The organism is Streptococcus sp. UMB1203, assembly GCF_030217725.1.
Taxonomy (GTDB): Bacteria; Bacillota; Bacilli; order Lactobacillales; family Streptococcaceae; genus Streptococcus.
Genome location: NZ_JASOOK010000053.1, coordinates 1 through 4,286 on the forward strand (window position 1 = coordinate 1; position 4,286 = coordinate 4,286).

5 protein-coding genes are annotated in these 4,286 nt (G+C 40.6%); all 5 read right to left on the reverse strand.

What is annotated here, in order from left to right; translation table 11 throughout:
• Positions 1 to 124: 124 nt before the first annotated feature.
• A complete protein-coding gene (gene tpiA, locus QP439_RS08730) occupies positions 125 to 883 on the reverse strand; it encodes a triose-phosphate isomerase (RefSeq protein WP_000087893.1) in 759 nt (252 codons plus the stop codon).
• A gap of 97 nt (positions 884 to 980) precedes the next feature.
• The gene (locus tag QP439_RS08735; RefSeq protein ID WP_285389605.1) at positions 981 to 1,658 is read right to left on the reverse strand and encodes a DnaD domain-containing protein; all 678 of its coding nucleotides are present in this window, start codon (positions 1,656 to 1,658) and stop codon (positions 981 to 983) included.
• A gap of 8 nt (positions 1,659 to 1,666) precedes the next feature.
• The gene (metA, locus tag QP439_RS08740) at positions 1,667 to 2,611 is read right to left on the reverse strand and encodes a homoserine O-acetyltransferase MetA (protein WP_285389608.1); all 945 of its coding nucleotides are present in this window, start codon (positions 2,609 to 2,611) and stop codon (positions 1,667 to 1,669) included.
• A 182-nt stretch (positions 2,612 to 2,793) separates the two neighbouring features.
• Entirely contained in the window at positions 2,794 to 3,306 is a 513-nt protein-coding gene (locus QP439_RS08745; protein WP_001049318.1) for an adenine phosphoribosyltransferase, read from the reverse strand.
• 314 nt (positions 3,307 to 3,620) lie between these two features.
• On the reverse strand, positions 3,621 to 4,286 hold a 666-nt coding region (locus QP439_RS08750; protein WP_261032261.1), incomplete at its 5' end, for an LPXTG cell wall anchor domain-containing protein.

Here is a 4,286-nt window from a genome sequence, read left to right on the forward strand (position 1 = left end):
AAAAAGAAAGGACGAAATTTGTCCTTTCTCGGTTTTAGCTTTTATTCAACCCACTACAGTTGACAAAGAGCCTAAAAAATGGAACAGACATCTGAATGCTGTTCCACCTAGCTTTTGCTACTGATTATTTTACAAAGTCAAGCAAAGCCAAGAAGCTTTCTGCTTCAAGTGACGCACCACCAACAAGGGCACCGTCAACGTCTGGGCAAGCCATGTATGAAGCAACGTTTTCAGGTTTAACAGAACCACCGTATTGAACACGAACTTTGTCTGCAACTTCTTGACCAAAGTCAGCAGCTACAACGTCACGAACAACTTTACACATTTTTTGTGCATCGTCTTGTGAAGCTGATTTACCAGTACCGATAGCCCAGATTGGCTCATAAGCGATAACTGATGCCGCAACTTGTTCAGCAGTCAATCCAGCCAATGCAGCAGATACTTGAGCACCTACGAATTCAGCTGCTTTACCAGCTTCGTAAGTTTCAAGTGACTCACCACAACAGATGATTGGAAGCATACCATTTGCAAAAATTGCTTTTGCTTTTTTATTGATATCTTCGTCAGTTTCATGGAAGTAGTCACGACGTTCTGAGTGGCCGATAACAACGTAGTCAGTACCGATTTCTTTCAAAACTTGTGGGCTTGTTTCACCAGTGAAAGCACCTGCATTTTCAAAGTAGCAGTTTTGAGCAGCAACTTTAAGGTTTGAACCTTTTGCAGCCGCAAGAACAGTTGTCAAATCAAGAGCTGGAGCTGCGATACCTGCTTCAACAAGATCTGATGAAGGAAGTTTTGATGCAACTGCTTCAACGAATGCTTTAGCTTCTTCTGGATTTTTGTTCATTTTCCAGTTACCAGCGATAAATGGTTTACGTGACATTTCACATACCTCTTTTTTCAATTTATTTTCTATTTATTTTATCACAATTAGACACAGCTTGCAAATCTTACTCGGATTTCAAGCCTGCTTACATGGATTAATCCTTCCAGAGATCCATAGCATTTCTGAAATCTGCAGATACCTGTGTCAACTGAGGATTGTTTGCTTCTCTCTCTGCTCTCTTAGCCTCAATTTGAGCCACGCTTTTGATACCTTCATGGCGCCAGTTTCTCAAAATCGCCTGAATGTACTTCCAGTTTGGTTTGCCATTCAAAACAGCTTCACGAAGAGCTTCTTTAATCAAGTCAGCACTGGTTCCATCTTCTTTTAGTGTCTTGGTCAAATCCTCAATCTCAAAAGGTGTCAACAGGCGTCCCAACTCCTGCTGGAAGGTTTCTACCAAATCCTTGAGCTGGTTTTGAGGTGTCAACTGACCTGAACTCGAAGAACTAGCTCCAAGCAAGTCATCCAATCGTTCCAAGGCTAAACTAGCATCAAAAAGCAATTCAATTTCACCATTCAATTCGATCGTTCGATACTGAAGCAGTCCCCTTTCCGTCAGATTAGAAATGGCCTGGTTGACATCTGAAATTTCCTTGCCAATCCTTTCAGCAATCTGGCTTGGCGACATTTCTTCTAAGCCTGTCGTATTTTGCAAATAGAAAAATTGCCAGACCAGAAAATCGTCGCTAGAAGGAAAGAGTTCCTTAAAATGCAAGAGCAGGGCACTCGGTAAAACCAAGTTCCCTAATTTAAAAGCGTCTAAATATGTCATAATTCCTCTTATAAATATCCATATGCAGATGCATCATCTTCTATCTTTCTCCAGTCAAAAGGCGTCTCCTGATAGACTGCATAATTCACCCAGTTACTGAAAAAGAGAGCTGCAGATGAAGACCAACAAAGACAAGGTACCTGATTGACATCATCATCCTTAAAGTAATTTTCTGGAATATGAGGATCCAAACCTGCATCACGATCTCGAAAATACTCTTTTGCTAAGGTATCACGGTCGTATTCCAAATGCCCAAAACTATAAATTTCTCGTAAATCACGACTAGCCAAAATCGAAACCCCAACCTGTGACCCTTCTGATAAAATCTCGAGATTGGTTTTGTTTAAGACCTCTTCCTTAGAAATCTCCGTATGCCGTGAATGAGGGGATACATAGCTATCGTCAAAGCCTCTAAAGAGAAGGTGCCCTTCCTTTAAGGTGTCCTGAGGATAAATACCTGATAGCTTACTGTCCATCTGGTATTTTTCTACACCATAACGCAGATAGAGTCCAGCCTGAGCACCCCAACAGATATGAAGGGTAGAATAGACATGGGTCTTGGACCACTCGATTACCTGACTGAATTCCTCCCAATAATCCACTTCCTCAAATGGTAAATGCTCAACTGGAGCCCCTGTGATAATCATCCCATCAAAATACTCATCCTTGACTTCAGGAAAAGTTTTATAAAAGGTCTCCATGTGTTCTGAACGAGTTGTTTTAGAACGGTGGCTCTCCATATAGAGAAAATCGATATCCAGTTGCAGGGGTGTATTGGCCAAATGGCGTAACAACTGGGTTTCTGTGACCATTTTCTGTGGCATGAGATTTAAGATTAAAATCTTCAAAGGACGGATATCTTGGTGGGCCGCACGTTGATCATCCATGACAAAGATGTTCTCTGTCTGTAAAATCTCAACAGCTGGTAATTTTTTATCAATTCGAATCGGCATAACCCTCTCCTAACTGTACTCTTTCAGGAATAATTGCATATGTTTGAAGCCAAATCTCAAACATCTAGTCCTTTTATTATACTGCAAGAAGATATAGTTTTCAATTATACTTTTTTTCTAACTAGCTATAGTCTATTTTTATATCCTAATGTAGAGAAAACAGCCCTAGGGACTGTTTTTCATTAATAATGCATCAGAACTTTGTAATCGTAGTCACCGATTTTTTCACGACCGTTCAATTCATCCAATTCAACAAGGAATGCACAACCTGCTACAACACCACCAAGTTTTTCAATCATCTCGATGGTTGCCTTAACAGTTCCACCTGTTGCCAAGAGGTCATCTACGATAAGAACACGTTGACCTGGCTTGATGGCATCCGCGTGCATAGTCAAGGTATCAACACCGTACTCTTTTTCATAGTCAGCAGAAATGACTTCGCGTGGCAATTTACCTGGCTTACGAACAGGCGCGAAACCAATTCCCAACTCAAAGGCAACTGGACAGCCCACGATAAAACCACGAGCTTCAGGACCTACAATCATGTCGATTTTCTTGTCAGTAGCATACTGAACGATTTCACGAACAGCGTAGCTATAGGCATTCCCATCAGCCATCAAAGGACTAATATCACGGAAGGTAATCCCTTCCTTTGGATAATTTTCAATTGTTGCAATGTAATCTTTTAAATTCATCTTTTTCTTTCTTTCAAAGTTTTTTACTCCCTATTATACCATATTTTCACCAAAAGAAGAAAGTATAACCAATATTTCCCAACTGATACTCAATGAAAATCAAAGAGCAAACTAGGAAGTTAGCCGTAGGCAGTACTTGAGTACGACAAGGCGAAGCTGACGTGGTTTGAATTTGATTTTCGAAGAGTATGAGAGCCTGATTTCTATGTCCACTCTATAACCCCGGTAACAACAGCAAAAAGCTGACGAATCATCGATTCATCAGCTTTAAGGATAATCTGTTCATTCCAAACAAATCATGTCAATTAGAAAGATTAGTCTTCTTTCTTCTTGCGGGCTACAAGACCGAATCCACTCAATACTCCAAGAAGTCCAAGTGCTGCTAGGCTTGCATTGTCTTCTGTACCAGTATTTGGCAATTCGCGTTTACCTTCAGCTTCTTTCACTGCGGTTGGCTGTACTGGAGTTGCTGGTACCTCTGGTTTAGCTGGCTGTTCAGGCATTGCTGGAGTTGCTGGCTCTACCGGTTGTACTGGTTTTTGAGATTGAATCTTACGGTAAACATTGCGAACATTTCCATTTGCATCTGTTTCCGTACGGACTAGTTCATAATTTTCTAATGGTTTACCTGGATGTGAACCATTTTCATCAGGAATAATTAATACTCCGTTTTCATCCACAAATGTAGTGATCACTTTGTATTCAAATGGAGTTGGAGTAGGAGTAGGTGTTGGCGTTGGTGCTACCACTCTTTCGTAGATGTGTTCTGTATCACCATTTGGTAATTTCTTAGTCTCTACGAAGCGGTATTCTGGAATGTCTTTCTTATCAACTGTTCCTGGCTCACTTGGATATTTAGGAATTTCATTTCCTTCTTTATCCTTGAATGATGTCTTAACTTTTTCGTAGATGTGTTCTGTATCACCATTTGGTAATTTCTTAGTCTCTACGAAGCGGTATTCTGGAATGTCTTTCTTATC

Bases quoted from the DNA above. Each gene is read 5' to 3' on its own strand.
- tpiA (WP_000087893.1), bottom strand. From the start codon at position 883: ATGTCACGTAAACCATTTATCGCTGGTAACTGGAAAATGAACAAAAAT.
- QP439_RS08745 (WP_001049318.1), bottom strand. From the start codon at position 3,306: ATGAATTTAAAAGATTACATTGCAACAATTGAAAATTATCCAAAGGAA.
- metA (WP_285389608.1), bottom strand. From the start codon at position 2,611: ATGCCGATTCGAATTGATAAAAAATTACCAGCTGTTGAGATTTTACAG.
- QP439_RS08735 (WP_285389605.1), bottom strand. From the start codon at position 1,658: ATGACATATTTAGACGCTTTTAAATTAGGGAACTTGGTTTTACCGAGT.